The following is a 12,607-nucleotide window of genomic DNA, read 5'->3' on the forward strand; positions in this document are numbered from 1 at the left end:
GGGAGGAGGCGTCTCGTTATTGTGGCTGCCCGGCTTGGGCGGGCAGCGAAAACCGGAAGATTGTACCGCCTGCCGGGTTATCGGTGTAAGTGAGCGTGCCGCCGTGGAATTCGATGGTGGTGCGGCAGATGTTCAGGCCCATGCCCATGCCCTCGGCCTTGGTCGAGAAGAAGGGCGAGAACAGGCGCGCGGCGACTTCCTCGGCAATCCCGTGACCCTGGTCGATCACCGAGACCGTGACCGATTCTGCACCATCGTCGTTGCGGGTCAGCTCGGCAGTCACGCGCAGGATGCGCCGCTCTGACGGCACCGCGGCCATGGCCTGGATGCCGTTGCGGGTCAGGTTCAGGATCACCTGTTCCAGCAGCACCTGGTCACCCAGCACCGGCGGCAGCGACCTGGGCACCTGCCATTGCAGCACCACGAAGAACTGCTGGGCCTGCAATTCGATGAGCGGCGCCACGTTGTCCACCAGTTGCCGTATCTGCAGCCGCTGGCGTGCCGGTTCGCGCTTCTTGACGAACTGGTGCACGCTGCGGATCACGTGGCCGGCGCGCTGGGCCTGGGCGTGGATCTTTTCCAGTGCGGGCTGCAGCGCCGTGGGCTCGACCTGGCCTTGCTGCATCATGTTCAGCGCCCCGGTGGTATAGCTGGAGATGGCCGCCAGCGGCTGGTTCAGCTCGTGCGCCAGGGTCGAGGCGATCTCGCCCATGCTGGCCAGGCGGGCGCTGGCCTGCAGTTTTTCTTCCTGGGTGCGGTTGAGGTCTTCGGCGCGCTTGCGTTCGGAGATGTCGAGGATGGAGCCCATCCATCCGGTCTGCCTGCCATCCTTATCCACCAGCGGCGATTCGAAGATCAGCACCGGAAAGCGCTCGCCGTCGCGGCGCTGGAAGATGGTTTCGAATTGCGGCGTGGCACGCCCGGCCAGCACGTTGGAGAAGCGCTCCTGGTATTCATCCATGGCTTCCGGCGCCCAATAAGGCATGGGCGGGATCTGGCCCACCAGTTCTTCAGCCGGGAAACCGACCATCTTGCAGAAGGCCGGATTGACGTAGGTGATGCGGCCCTGCAGGTCGCGTGCCCGCATGCCGGTGACCAGCGAGTTCTCCATCGCGGCGCGAAACGCGGCTTCATTGAGCAGGGCTTTCTCGGCCTTGGTGCGGCGGTTGATGTCGCGCCACAGCGCCCACAGGCTCCACAGCAGGCCCAGCGAGAGCACGATCACCGAGCCCACCAGCAGGTTGGGCAGCAGCTTGGGCGCACTCTTGGTGCTGTTGGTATGCAGCACCAGGATCAGCCCCGGCAGCTCCAGTTCGCGCCGGTGCGTATAGACGTTCAGGCCCGGTCCGCCCGAGGTGCGGCGTGCGACCACATTGTCGTCAGTATCGGTCAGCGAAATTTCGTTGTCCTGCGCGAACCACCACGGCACCATCTCGTTGAGAATGCGCGCCACCGCGTAACTGGCCACCAGGCTGCCGATGTAGTGATTGTCGTGGAACAGTGGCACGTGATAGTCCATCAGCATCGGCTCGGCGATGCCCGGCGGAATGGCCGGCGGGCTGTAGAGCGGATGGCGCAACTGGCGTGCGCGCTCGGCCGTCATCAGCGAGGGTTGCGAGAGGTCCTTGCGGCTGATCGGAAAATCATCGGTGGACGCCACCGCGCGGCCCTCGGCATTGAACCAGGTGACGCGATAGAACTCGCGGTTGTTGCGCAGCAGGGCAGTCAAGCGGCTGCGAAAATGATCCTGATGCAGGCGGCCGTTGATGATCTCGCGCCCGATGATGCGCATGCTTTCATCGTCGCGGCTCAACTGGAAACGGATCGCCTGTTCTACCCAGAGCGAATCGGCGATCAACTGTTCCAGGCGCTCGCTGGCTTCCATCTGCTGGGCCTGGCGCGGCAGCCAGATCAGCGTGGCCAGGAACAGGCACACCAGCAGGAAGGGGATCAGCCAGCGCATGGTGGTCTTGCGGCCGGATGCCTGCAACTGCGAGGCGGCATCGGGCTGGGGTGCGATCGGCGGCGGCGGGACGGTTTTCATGACGCCGCCAGTGTAGCCGCGCCCCCGCCGTCGCGCCAGCCTTGCGCGGCGCGGGGAGACGGGCCGCCGGGACATTGTGGTTTTCCACACTTGCCCCGTGTTGGAGAGGCAGAGCAAAATTCGCGGGCACAAACCGGTCCACGCCAAGGCCGGTCCTATCCGATACCAATAAAAAATCCAAACGATTTCCACCTCAGTGGGGAGACAAGCATGAAACTGAAGTCCATCGTCGTGGCGCTGGCCACGGCCACCGTGGTCAACGCCAGCCTGGCTGCCAGCGCCTTTGCGCAGCAACCCATCATCATCAAGTTCAGTCACGTGGTCGCCAACGACACGCCCAAGGGCAAGGCTGCCGAACGCTTCAAGGAACTGGCCGAGAAGGCTACCAAGGGCCGCGTCAAGGTCGAGGTCTATCCCAACAGCACGCTGTACAAGGACAAGGAAGAACTGGAAGCCCTGCAACTGGGCGCGGTGCAGATGCTGGCGCCGTCGCTGGCCAAGTTCGGCCCGCTGGGTGTAAAGGAATTCGAGGTCTTCGACCTGCCTTATATCTTCCCCACCAAGGAAGTGCTGTACCGCGTGACCGAAGGTCCGATCGGCCGTGACCTGTTCAAGAAGCTGGAGCCCAAGGGCATTACCGGCCTGGCCTATTGGGACAATGGTTTCAAGGTGATGTCGGCCAACAAGCCGCTGCACCGTCCGGCCGATTTCCGTGGCCTGAAGATGCGCATCCAGTCCTCCAAGGTACTCGATGCCCAGATGCGCGCACTGGGCGCCAACCCGCAGGTGCTGGCCTTCTCGGAGGTGTATCAGGCGCTGCAGACCGGCGTGGTCGATGGCACCGAGAACCCGCCCTCGAACCTCTATACCCAGAAGATGCATGAAGTGCAGAAGCACGTCACCGTCTCCAATCACGGCTATCTGGGCTACGCGGTGATCGTCAACAAGAAGTTCTGGGATGGCCTGCCTTCGGACGTGCGCACCCAGCTCGAAGGCGCCATGAAGGACGCCACCAAGTATGCCAACGCGATTGCCCAGCAGGAAAATGACGCCGCCCTGGCCGCCGTCGAGAAGACCGGCAAGACCACCGTCTATCGCCTGACCGACGCCGAGAAGACCGAATGGCGCAAGGCACTGCTGCCGGTGCAGCAGCAGATGGCCAGCCGCATCGGCAAGGACCTGATCGATGCCGTCAACAAGGAAGCGGCGGCGCTGGGCCAGAAGTAAGGCCGGCCGGCGTTGCCGCTGATCCGCTGATCCGCTGCATGCTGCCCGCTGCACGATGCAGCGGGCATCGATTCACCCCGACAATCATCCTGACAATCAGTGCCCTGGGCTGATACCACGACGGTATCGGCCTGCCGGCGCAAGGAGACCTCATGAAGTTACTCGACCATCTGGAAGAGTGGCTGATCGCGTTCCTCATGGCCGCGGCCACCTTCATCATTTTCCTGGCGGTGGTACACCGCTATGCCTCGGGTCTGGACATCCCCTGGCTGCAGGACCAGCTTATCCAGATCAACATGAGCTGGGCCCAGGAGCTGTGCATCTTCATGTTCGTGTGGATGGCCAAGTTCGGCGCCGCCTATGGCGTGCGCACCGGCATCCACGTGGGCGTCGACGTGCTCATCAACCGCATGAACACACCGTGGCGCAACAAGTTCGTGCTCTTCGGTCTCTTTGCTGGCGCGCTCTTCACCGGCATCGTCGGAACCTTCGGTGCCGAATTCGTCTACGACATCGCGCAACACGACAGCACCTCCGAAGTACTGGAGCTGCCGATGTGGATCGTCTACCTGGCCGTGCCGCTGGGGTCGTACCTGATGTGTTTCCGCTTCCTCCAGGTCGCGTGGAATTTTTATCGGACCGGCGAATTGCCCAGGCATGACCATGCCCATGTTGAAGGTCTCGACGAAGAAACCAGCGGAGGCAAAGCATGAATGCACTGATTATTTTCGTCCTGCTGTTCGCCCTGATGCTGACCGGGATGCCGATCTCGATCTCGCTGGGCCTGACGGTACTGACCTTCCTCTTCACCATGACCGATGTGCCGATCCAGTCGGTGGCGCTGAAGCTCTTCACGGGGATCGAGAAGTTCGAGATCATGGCGATCCCGTTCTTCATCCTGGCCGGCAATTTCCTCACCCACGGTGGTGTGGCGCGGCGCATGATCAACTTCGCCACCTCGATGGTCGGCCACTGGCATGGCGGCCTGGCGCTGGCGGGCGTGCTGGCCTGCGCGTTGTTTGCGGCGGTATCGGGTTCGTCGCCGGCCACCGTGGTGGCGATCGGTTCCATCATCCTGCCGGCGATGGTCAGGCAGGGTTTCCCGAATCGCTTCGGCGCGGGGGTGATCACCACCTCAGGTGCATTGGGCATTCTGATCCCGCCTTCCATCGTGATGGTGATGTATTCGGTCTCCACCAATACCTCGGTGGGCAAACTGTTCATGGCGGGCGTGGTGCCGGGTTTGCTGCTGGCCTTCCTGCTGGGCCTGACCACCTGGTATCTGGCGCGCAAGAACAACTACCCGCGTTTGAAGAAGGCGACCTGGGCCGAGCGTCTTGCCGCCTTCCGCAAGAGCGGCTGGGGTCTGTTCCTGATCGTCATCGTCATGGGCGGCATCTACACCGGCGTCTTCACACCCACGGAAGCGGCGGCCATGGCGGCGGTGTATGCCTTCTTCATCGCGGTCTTCGTCTACAAGGACCTGAGCCTGAAGCAGGTGCCCAAGGTGCTGCTGGACTCGGCCTCGATGTCGGCCATGCTGCTCTACATCATCACCAATGCGGTGCTGTTCTCCTTCCTGGTGACCAGCGAAAACATCCCGCAGACGATGGCCGCCTGGATCACCGATTCCGGCCTGGGCCCGATCACCTTTCTGCTGGTGGTCAACATCCTTCTGCTGTTGGCCGGCAACGTCATGGAGCCGTCGTCCATCGTGCTGATCCTCGCGCCCATCCTGTTCCCGGTGGCCATGAAGCTGGGCATCGATCCGGTGCACTTCGGCATTCTCATCGTGGTCAACATGGAGGTGGGCATGTGCCATCCGCCGGTGGGCCTGAATCTCTACGTGGCCTCGGGTATTACCAAGATGGGCATCACCGAGCTGACCATTGCGGTCATGCCGTGGCTGTTGACCATGCTCGGTTTCCTGGCGCTGGTGACCTACTGGCCTGCGCTGTCGCTGTGGCTGCCCAACCTGATTTACAACTGAGCAGGAATCAGTCGATGAGACGATGAAATCGGTGCGGGCAGGCATGCTTGCACCAGGCCGGTGCCGATTTCGTCAGATGTCTGTCAAGTTGCTAAAAAGTATGTTGGTTTTGCCCTGAAAAAGTGCTTTGAAACCGCGCCGAGTGCTGCTAAAGTGCGGGCTTCGCTGAACCGGCACCCTGCATTTGCCGCACCGGCAATCGAGTTTTGCAATGAAGTTTTTCTAGTGAGTTGTTGATGTACTTGCCTCATCGGCGACCCCTCCGACACATCGGAACGGGCGTGGCGGGGCAGCACCGAATACGAAGCGGGTGGTGCATAACAAACGGTATCCATACCGGGAAACTGAGGAGACGTGCATTCGATTGAAACCGCTGAAGCGGTCGGGAATGCATCAGGAGTATTTTGGAGGCGCATCTGCGGATGCGCCTTTTTTCTTTGGATCACGCCCTGGCTGCGGACGGTGTAAATCGTTTATACGGTTTATATTTTTTCCGCAATGTGGCTGTGCATCATCCGAGTACACGCTCTCCCTGTGGTGTGGATACCACAGCGCGCAGATGCGCTTCCTTTCCTTCCAGCAAGACGATGCGCTCATCGTTCAGTCCGATGGCTTGCCATGCTGCCCGCAGTTTGTGCATGTCAGGATGCGTCAGGATCAGCTGCTGCAAACGGCATCCGCGCTCGGGCAGGGCACTGGCCGGATGCGGCTGGCTCAGCCACTGGATCAGCGAAGGCATGACACCCTCGCAGGCCAGCGCACCATCGGGCGCGATGGTGATGAGCCAGTCCAGCGTACCCCGGCTCATGGGCTCGATCCGCCCGGGCGCGATGGGGCTGGCTGCCACGGCGGCTGCGATATCGCTGGTGCGCGCGACCCAGTGGGCCAGACGCGGCGCGGCACTGGCCGTCAGCTGGTCCATGCCGAACCAGCGCGGGCGCGCCGGGATGGCGGCCTCGGGATCGATGGCGATCACTTCCAGATAAAAACCTTCGCCCAGCGACAGCAGCGCATTGTGCGTGCCCAGGCGCGCATGCTGGCCGCCGATGCGCGGCGCCATCGAGACCCCGAGGGATTGTTCCACCCAGGCCATGCCGGCCTCCAGCGTAGCGGCGGTGATGACCAGGTGGTCGGGCGCGGTGTGCAAGGCGATGGTGGTCATGCGGTCTCCAGGAAGTTTGGCCCGATGGTATCAAGCCGCGCCATGAATTGCTTACAATAGGCGCCCCGGCCCATGCCGCGTTTTTCTGGCTCCCGATGACCCCAGCCGACTCTCCCTTGACCGCCTTGTTCTCCGCCGTGGTGCCTGCGCCCTTCGGTGCCATGGGCATCCGTACCCAGGCGGGGGCGCTGGTGGAGATGGTCTATCTGCCGCCGCATTATGCCGCGAAGGACGCCACCGATGCGGTCGCTGCCGAGGCGGCGCAGCAGATCATCCACTATCTGGCCGATCCCGCTTATCGCTTCGAACTGCCGCTCATGGCTGTTGGCAGTGCGTTCCAGCAGCGCGTCTGGCAAGCCATTGCCAGCATTCCCTGCGGTCAGGTGCAGACCTATGGCCAGGTCGCCAAACGCATCCAGTCTGCGCCGCGTGCGGTGGGGCAGGCGTGCGGCGCCAACTGGTATCCGCTGGTGATTCCCTGCCATCGCGTGACGGCGGCGGGCGGGCTGGGCGGCTTCTCGCATCATGACGACGAGGATGGCTTCCACCTGGAGGTCAAGCGCTGGCTGCTGCGCCACGAAGGCGTGGCCGGATACTGAAGGCGACGCATGGGACGCACCACACCAAAGATCGAAGCCCCGGCCGTGAGCCGCGAGGCCATCGATGAATTCTGCGACAGCCTGTGGCTGGAAGATGGCCTGTCGAAAAATACGCTGGACGCCTACCGCCGCGACATGACCCTGTACGCCCACTGGCTGCACCAGGAGCGCGCCAAGGCGCTCTACGAGACGCGAGCCGAAGACCTCAATGCCTACTTCGCCGCGCGCCATGATAAGACCAAGCCCAGCTCTTCCAATCGCCGCCTGGCCGTCTTGAAGCGCTTTTTCCAGCTGGCGCTGCGCCAGAACCGCGTGACGGTCGATCCCTGCCTGAAGATGCGCTCGGCACGCCAGCCGCAGCGCTTGCCCAAAACCATGTCGGAAGGGCAGGTCGAAGCCTTGCTGGCTGCCCCCGACGTGTCCACCCCGCTGGGCTTGCGTGATCGCGCCATGATCGAACTGATGTATGCCAGCGGTTTGCGGGTCTCGGAACTGGTGTTGTTGAAGAGCATCGAGGTCGGCATGAACGAGGGCGTGCTGCGCGTGACCGGCAAGGGTAGCAAGACGCGGCTGGTCCCCTTCGGCGAACAAGCCGGGCACTGGATGGCGCGCTACCTGGCCGAGGCGCGCGGCCAGATCCTGCAGGGACAGGTCGATGATGCCCTGTTCGTCACTGCGCGCGGTGGGCCGATGACGCGCCAGATGTTCTGGACCCTTATCAAGAAATACGCGCTGCTGGCCGGCGTCACCCAGCGCCTGTCGCCGCATACGCTGCGTCATGCCTTCGCCACGCACCTGCTCAACCATGGCGCTGACCTGCGCGTGGTGCAGCTGCTGCTGGGCCATGCCGATATCTCCACCACCCAGATCTACACCCACGTGGCGCGCGAACGCCTCAAGCAACTGCACGCCGCACATCACCCCCGTGGCTGATCTTGCGGCATAATGTGCGCCCATGACGGCCCGGCCGGCCTGCATGGCCGGTCAGCCTGCAGTCAGGAAGATCATCGATGAGCGCCAAGAAAGAACACATCTCCGAAACTCCCGCCACGCAATTCCTGCGCAAGCAGGGCGTGAGCTTCACCGAGCATCCCTATGACTACGAGGAGCACGGCGGCACCTCGGTGTCCTCGCGCGAGCTGGGGGTGGATGAGCACGTGGTCATCAAGACCCTGGTGATGCAGGATGAAGCCGCCAAGCCACTGCTGGTGCTCATGCATGGCGACTGCAAGGTCTCCACCAAGAACCTGGCGCGCCAGATCGGCTGCAAGTCGGTCGAGCCGTGCAAGCCGGAGGTGGCCAACCGCCACTCGGGCTTCCTGATCGGCGGCACCTCGCCCTTCGGCACGCGCAAGGCCATGCCGGTCTATGTCGAATCCAGCATCCTCGAACTGGACAAGATCTACATCAACGGCGGACGGCGCGGCTTCCTGATCGGCATCGATCCGGCCGTGATCCTGAAGGTCTTGCCGGCCAAGGCGGTGCAGTGTGCGCTGGCTGATGCCGCGTGAGCCGGCCGGATCTGATTCGATAAAACCTGACAAAACTTGACCCAACCTGAGCGCGCCTGAGCTCCTTCAGATAACAGAGACAACAGAAAGCCCCTCTTCATGTACAACCTCCTCTTTGCCATCGCCGCCTACCTGATCGGTTCGCTCTCCTTCGCGGTGCTGGTGTCGAAGCTCTTTGGCCTGTCCGATCCACGCACCTATGGTTCCAGGAATCCCGGCGCCACCAATGTCCTGCGCAGCGGCAACAAGAAGGCCGCCGCGCTGACCCTGCTGGGTGATGGCTTCAAGGGCTGGCTGGCAGTGTGGCTGGCGCAGAAGTTCGGCCCGCAGTTTGGCGTGGACGATACCGGCATCGCGCTGGTGACGCTGGCCGTTTTCCTGGGCCACCTGTGGCCGGTGTTCTTCCGCTTCGTCGGCGGTAAGGGCGTAGCCACCGCGCTGGGTATCCTGCTGGCGCTGGACCCCTGGCTGGGCCTGGCTACGCTGGCCACCTGGCTGGCGGTGGCCTTCGCCTTCCGCTACTCTTCGCTGGCCGCGCTGGTGGCGGCGCTGTTTGCACCGTTCTATTACGGCCTGCTGTTCGGCACCACCGACGGCATCCTGCTGGCCGTGGTGGCGATGGCGGCGCTGCTGATCTATCGCCACCGCAAGAACATCGGCAACCTGCTGGCAGGCAAGGAAAGTCGGATTGGTGACAAGAAGAAGGCAGCCAAGTAAGCCTGTCGACCGGAATGAAAAGAAGGGCCGCAATCTGTATTGCGGCCCTTTTTGTTTATATCGTTTAAATGATTTACGCGATTGAGGCGTTGGTAGTGTCTTCCTGTCGCTGTGGCGGCCGCAACTCATCCAGCGGCCAGCGCGGACGCACACCGAAGCCGTATTCCTTGCGCGCCGCACCCGGTTCTTCGCGCAGACGCATGGCACCGGCGAAGGCGATCATGGCACCGTTGTCGGTGCAGAACTGCAATTCCGGATAGAACACTTCATAACGCCGCTTGGCCGCCGCTGCATTCAGGGCTGCACGCAGCTGTGCATTGGCACCCACGCCGCCGGCGATGACCAGACGCTTCAGGTTGGTCTGTTTCAGGGCCGTCATGCACTTGGCCACCAGCACTTCCACGATGGCATCGACGAAACCGCGCGCGATGTTGGCCTTGTCCTGTTCGCAGATGTTGGCGCTGTGCTGCTTGACCACGGTGAGCACTGCCGTCTTCAATCCCGAGAAACTGAAATCGAGATTCTTGGAATGCAGCATCGGTCGCGGCAATTGATAAGCATTCGGGTCGCCGAACTCGGCCAGACGCGAGATCGCCGGACCGCCCGGGTAGCCCAGGCCCAGCAGTTTGGCCGACTTGTCAAAGGCTTCGCCGGCCGCATCATCCAGGGTTTCTCCGAGCAGTTCATAACGGCCCACGCCATCCACGCGCATCAACTGCGTATGCCCGCCCGAGACCAGCAGGGCGATGAAGGGAAAGCGCGGCGGCTTGCTCGCCAGCAGGGGCGAGAGCAGGTGGCCCTCCAGGTGATGGATGCCCAGCACGGGCTTGTCCAGCGCCAGGCCCAGACCGCAGGCCACCGAGGCACCCACCAGCAGCGCGCCGGCCAGGCCCGGTCCCTGCGTATAGGCGATGGCATCGATGTCGCCGGCTTGCACCCGGGCATCGGTCAGGGTTTGCGTGAGCAGGGGAATGGCGCGGCGGATGTGGTCGCGCGAGGCCAGCTCGGGGACCACGCCGCCATATTCCTGATGCATGGCAACCTGCGAATGCAGGGCATGGGCCAGGAGGCCGCGCTCGGTGTCGTACAGAGCGAGACCGGTTTCGTCACAGGAAGATTCGACGCCGAGAACTAACATGGGGATGGACTCAATGAAGCCGCCGCACCCGCGCCCGTATGGGCTGCGCGGCAAAGGCGCTATTGTAATGGAAAGCCGCCGCGCAAGCGCCCCGGCTGCGGCAGGCGGCGGTTTTGGTGTACCCTTCGGCCATGCAAAACGATGCCCCCATTCCTGTTTCTGCTCCGGCTGCGGCCGTCGAGCCCGCCCCCTTCGCTGCCGCCCGTTTCATCAAGGAAATCGGACGTGGCAAGGATGGTGCACGCAGTCTCTCGCGCGAGGATGCGCAATTGATGTATGCGGCCATGCTCGACGGCCGCGTGAGTGACCTCGAACTGGGCGCCATCCTCCTGGCCATGCGCATCAAGGGCGAATCGGTCGAAGAGATTGCCGGCTTCCTGGCCGCCGCCGAGGCATCCTTCACGCCGCTGCGCGCGCCGACGGGCAGTTATGCCCCGGTGGTGCTGCCCAGCTACAACGGCTCGCGCAAGATGGCCAACCTGACCCCGCTGTTGTGCATGCTGCTGGTGCGCCGGGGTGTGCCGGTGCTGATGCATGGCGTGACACACGACCCGCAGCGCGTGACCAGCGCCGAGATATTCAGCGCATTGGGCCTGGCCCATGCGCAATCGGCTGCCGAGGCCGAAGCGCTGATGGCCGCCGGCCAGCCGGCCTTCATTCCCATCGCGGCCCTGGCACCGGCCATCGCCCGTCTGCTGGGCATGCGCACGATATTGGGCGTGCGCAACTCCACCCATACGCTGGTCAAGATCATGCAGCCGTTCGCGCAACCGGCGCTGCGTCTGACGTCCTACACCCATCCCGAATACCTGGAGATGCTGACCGACTACTTCAGTCACGCCGCCCCGCATGATCGCGGCGATGCCTTCCTGATGCGCGGCACCGAAGGCGAGACCGTGGCCAATGCGCGGCGCGCGCAGCGCATCGACTGGTTCAGCCGTGGCACGCGCACCGTGCTGGTGGAAAAGCAGACGGTGGCCGAAGACCTGCCCGATCTTCCCGAGGGACGTGATGCGGCCACTACGGCCGACTGGATTCGCGAAGTGCTGGATGGTCGCCGGCCGGTGCCCGAAGCCATCGTCGAGCAGGTGGAGCACTGCGTGGATGTGGCCGCGCGCATAGGCCGGTGAGTGAAGGCGGCGTGGGCGTTTTGCCACACGCCATCCTGCGCGGCGAGATGCTGACGCCCTGGCAGGCAGCAGCGTGTGACCGGAGTGCGGCTTGCGGCCGTGGCACGCGTGGTGCAGGGCCGGAGCAAGCGGGAAAATGCAGTGGTGCAGGCAAGATCCCAGGGGTAGCGGGATCGTGATTGGTCAGAGGCGCAAAGCTCGGGGGAGTGACCGGGTGAGGGCGTTTTCAGTTGCGCGGACGGCGGCGCGCGGTGCTGGTGGTCTTGGTCGGCGTACTGGCTTTTTCGCTGGCCTGCAGGGCGACCTGGGCAAAGGCGAAGATGACTTCCTTGACGATCTTGCGTTGCGGCGCGGGCAGGTTGATGAAGGCTTCGAAGGCTTCGCGCTCGCGGTAGCCGATGGCTTCTTCCCAACGCGCGCGGCGCTTGTCGATGCGCTTGCCGATCTCTTCGCCGAAGCGCAGATGCTGGGGGGTGACGATGAGCCATTCGGCCAGCGTTTCCAGCTTGTCCTGCTTGGGCATGGACTCGCCCAGCAGCCAGCGACGCACGCCATGCAAGGTCATCGGCTTGCCCCAGTAACGCAGATTGAATTCCCGTTCCAGAACGGCGGGCTTGGGTTCGTATCCAGCTTTTTCCATCGCTGCGCGCAGGCGCTTTGCGAATTTTTGATTGGCGGTTTCCATGATTTCGAAGGTACTTTGACGTAGCACTTTCCGGGGTACGTTTGCCTTTGGGGTGAGTTACGCAGCAAGCGTGATTTATACTCACTGGTCGAAAATGGCGCGCCATCGGTGCAGCAGCAGCCCGTGGGCCAGCCCGCTGAGGCAATGCCGGCAAGCATTTCCGGCCGGTGGGAAAGTTGTCATGCACAAGTCTCCGGTGCACTGCCTGGTCGATGGCGCTGCCGCATTTTGCACCCTGGCACGTAGGCAGACATCAGGTCATCAGGCCAGTACAAGTACGTCATCCGGCGTGATACTGATAGCGCGGTTCCGAGATGGCGTGTGCGCAGCGGGTCAGGCAATGTCAGTTTGTAATGTCTGCATTGTCGGCCCAGAAGTCTTTTCTGTGCGACGGTGCCGGGCAA

General features: G+C 63.1%; 13 protein-coding genes. 8 read left to right on the forward strand and 5 right to left on the reverse strand.

Annotated elements, in window-relative coordinates:
• Positions 1 to 16 precede the first annotated feature (16 nt).
• The gene (locus AACH55_RS03665) at positions 17 to 2,044 is read right to left on the reverse strand and encodes a PAS domain S-box protein (RefSeq protein WP_338718063.1); all 2,028 of its coding nucleotides are present in this window, start codon (positions 2,042 to 2,044) and stop codon (positions 17 to 19) included.
• Positions 2,045 to 2,254: 210 nt separating this feature from the next.
• On the opposite strand from AACH55_RS03665, the gene AACH55_RS03670 reads away from it, so the two are divergent.
• The 3 genes from AACH55_RS03670 (at position 2,255) to AACH55_RS03680 (ending at position 5,261) form a co-directional block, all read left to right on the forward strand.
• Complete coding sequence (locus AACH55_RS03670) at positions 2,255 to 3,271, forward strand: TRAP transporter substrate-binding protein (RefSeq protein ID WP_338718064.1); 1,017 nt, start codon at positions 2,255 to 2,257, stop codon at positions 3,269 to 3,271.
• A 152-nt stretch (positions 3,272 to 3,423) separates the two neighbouring features.
• Complete coding sequence (locus AACH55_RS03675) at positions 3,424 to 3,984, forward strand: TRAP transporter small permease (RefSeq protein ID WP_338718065.1); 561 nt, start codon at positions 3,424 to 3,426, stop codon at positions 3,982 to 3,984.
• Positions 3,981 to 5,261 (forward strand): TRAP transporter large permease subunit, encoded by a 1,281-nt coding sequence (locus tag AACH55_RS03680; RefSeq protein WP_338718066.1) that lies wholly within the window; start codon positions 3,981 to 3,983, stop codon positions 5,259 to 5,261. Before AACH55_RS03675 ends, AACH55_RS03680 begins: the two co-directional genes overlap by 4 nt.
• 83 nt (positions 5,262 to 5,344) lie before the next feature.
• On the opposite strand, the gene AACH55_RS03685 is transcribed toward AACH55_RS03680, so the two are convergent.
• Positions 5,345 to 5,707, reverse strand: coding sequence for a hypothetical protein (locus AACH55_RS03685; RefSeq protein ID WP_338718067.1), 363 nt, complete (start codon positions 5,705 to 5,707; stop codon positions 5,345 to 5,347).
• A 65-nt stretch (positions 5,708 to 5,772) separates the two neighbouring features.
• Positions 5,773 to 6,423, reverse strand: a complete 651-nt coding sequence (locus tag AACH55_RS03690; protein WP_338718068.1) for a VOC family protein — start codon at positions 6,421 to 6,423, stop codon at positions 5,773 to 5,775.
• Positions 6,424 to 6,518: 95 nt separating this feature from the next.
• Between AACH55_RS03690 and AACH55_RS03695 the strand changes: the two genes are divergently transcribed.
• From AACH55_RS03695 to plsY, 4 genes are all read left to right on the forward strand, one after another.
• Positions 6,519 to 7,022, forward strand: coding sequence for a methylated-DNA--[protein]-cysteine S-methyltransferase (locus AACH55_RS03695; RefSeq protein ID WP_338718069.1), 504 nt, complete (start codon positions 6,519 to 6,521; stop codon positions 7,020 to 7,022).
• A gap of 9 nt (positions 7,023 to 7,031) precedes the next feature.
• Positions 7,032 to 7,955 carry a site-specific tyrosine recombinase XerD gene (gene xerD / locus AACH55_RS03700; RefSeq protein WP_338718070.1) on the forward strand — a complete coding sequence of 308 codons (924 nt, stop codon included), beginning with the start codon at positions 7,032 to 7,034 and terminating at the stop codon, positions 7,953 to 7,955.
• Between the two features lie 77 nt (positions 7,956 to 8,032).
• The gene (locus tag AACH55_RS03705) at positions 8,033 to 8,533 is read left to right on the forward strand and encodes an aminoacyl-tRNA deacylase (protein ID WP_338718072.1); all 501 of its coding nucleotides are present in this window, start codon (positions 8,033 to 8,035) and stop codon (positions 8,531 to 8,533) included.
• A gap of 99 nt (positions 8,534 to 8,632) precedes the next feature.
• On the forward strand, positions 8,633 to 9,250 hold the full coding sequence (gene plsY, locus AACH55_RS03710) for a glycerol-3-phosphate 1-O-acyltransferase PlsY (RefSeq protein WP_338718073.1): 618 nt from the start codon (positions 8,633 to 8,635) through the stop codon (positions 9,248 to 9,250).
• 73 nt (positions 9,251 to 9,323) lie between these two features.
• On the opposite strand, the gene tsaD is transcribed toward plsY, so the two are convergent.
• Positions 9,324 to 10,388 carry a tRNA (adenosine(37)-N6)-threonylcarbamoyltransferase complex transferase subunit TsaD gene (gene tsaD / locus AACH55_RS03715; RefSeq protein WP_338718074.1) on the reverse strand — a complete coding sequence of 355 codons (1,065 nt, stop codon included), beginning with the start codon at positions 10,386 to 10,388 and terminating at the stop codon, positions 9,324 to 9,326.
• Between the two features lie 131 nt (positions 10,389 to 10,519).
• On the opposite strand from tsaD, the gene ybiB reads away from it, so the two are divergent.
• Entirely contained in the window at positions 10,520 to 11,518 is a 999-nt protein-coding gene (ybiB, locus tag AACH55_RS03720; RefSeq protein WP_338718075.1) for a DNA-binding protein YbiB, read from the forward strand.
• 226 nt (positions 11,519 to 11,744) lie between these two features.
• Here the strand turns inward: ybiB and AACH55_RS03725 are convergent, their stop codons facing one another.
• Complete coding sequence (locus AACH55_RS03725; protein ID WP_338718076.1) at positions 11,745 to 12,203, reverse strand: XRE family transcriptional regulator; 459 nt, start codon at positions 12,201 to 12,203, stop codon at positions 11,745 to 11,747.
• Positions 12,204 to 12,607: the final 404 nt, after the last annotated feature.

Origin of the sequence: Herbaspirillum sp. DW155, from assembly GCF_037076565.1 — a bacterium.
GTDB lineage: Bacteria > Pseudomonadota > Gammaproteobacteria > Burkholderiales > Burkholderiaceae_D > Herbaspirillum.

Bases quoted from the DNA above. Each gene is read 5' to 3' on its own strand.
- AACH55_RS03665 (WP_338718063.1), bottom strand. From the start codon at position 2,044: ATGAAAACCGTCCCGCCGCCGCCGATCGCACCCCAGCCCGATGCCGCC.
- AACH55_RS03670 (WP_338718064.1), top strand. From the start codon at position 2,255: ATGAAACTGAAGTCCATCGTCGTGGCGCTGGCCACGGCCACCGTGGTC.
- AACH55_RS03675 (WP_338718065.1), top strand. From the start codon at position 3,424: ATGAAGTTACTCGACCATCTGGAAGAGTGGCTGATCGCGTTCCTCATG.
- AACH55_RS03680 (WP_338718066.1), top strand. From the start codon at position 3,981: ATGAATGCACTGATTATTTTCGTCCTGCTGTTCGCCCTGATGCTGACC.
- AACH55_RS03690 (WP_338718068.1), bottom strand. From the start codon at position 6,423: ATGACCACCATCGCCTTGCACACCGCGCCCGACCACCTGGTCATCACC.
- AACH55_RS03695 (WP_338718069.1), top strand. From the start codon at position 6,519: ATGACCCCAGCCGACTCTCCCTTGACCGCCTTGTTCTCCGCCGTGGTG.
- xerD (WP_338718070.1), top strand. From the start codon at position 7,032: ATGGGACGCACCACACCAAAGATCGAAGCCCCGGCCGTGAGCCGCGAG.
- AACH55_RS03705 (WP_338718072.1), top strand. From the start codon at position 8,033: ATGAGCGCCAAGAAAGAACACATCTCCGAAACTCCCGCCACGCAATTC.
- plsY (WP_338718073.1), top strand. From the start codon at position 8,633: ATGTACAACCTCCTCTTTGCCATCGCCGCCTACCTGATCGGTTCGCTC.
- tsaD (WP_338718074.1), bottom strand. From the start codon at position 10,388: ATGTTAGTTCTCGGCGTCGAATCTTCCTGTGACGAAACCGGTCTCGCT.
- ybiB (WP_338718075.1), top strand. From the start codon at position 10,520: ATGCAAAACGATGCCCCCATTCCTGTTTCTGCTCCGGCTGCGGCCGTC.
- AACH55_RS03725 (WP_338718076.1), bottom strand. From the start codon at position 12,203: ATGGAAACCGCCAATCAAAAATTCGCAAAGCGCCTGCGCGCAGCGATG.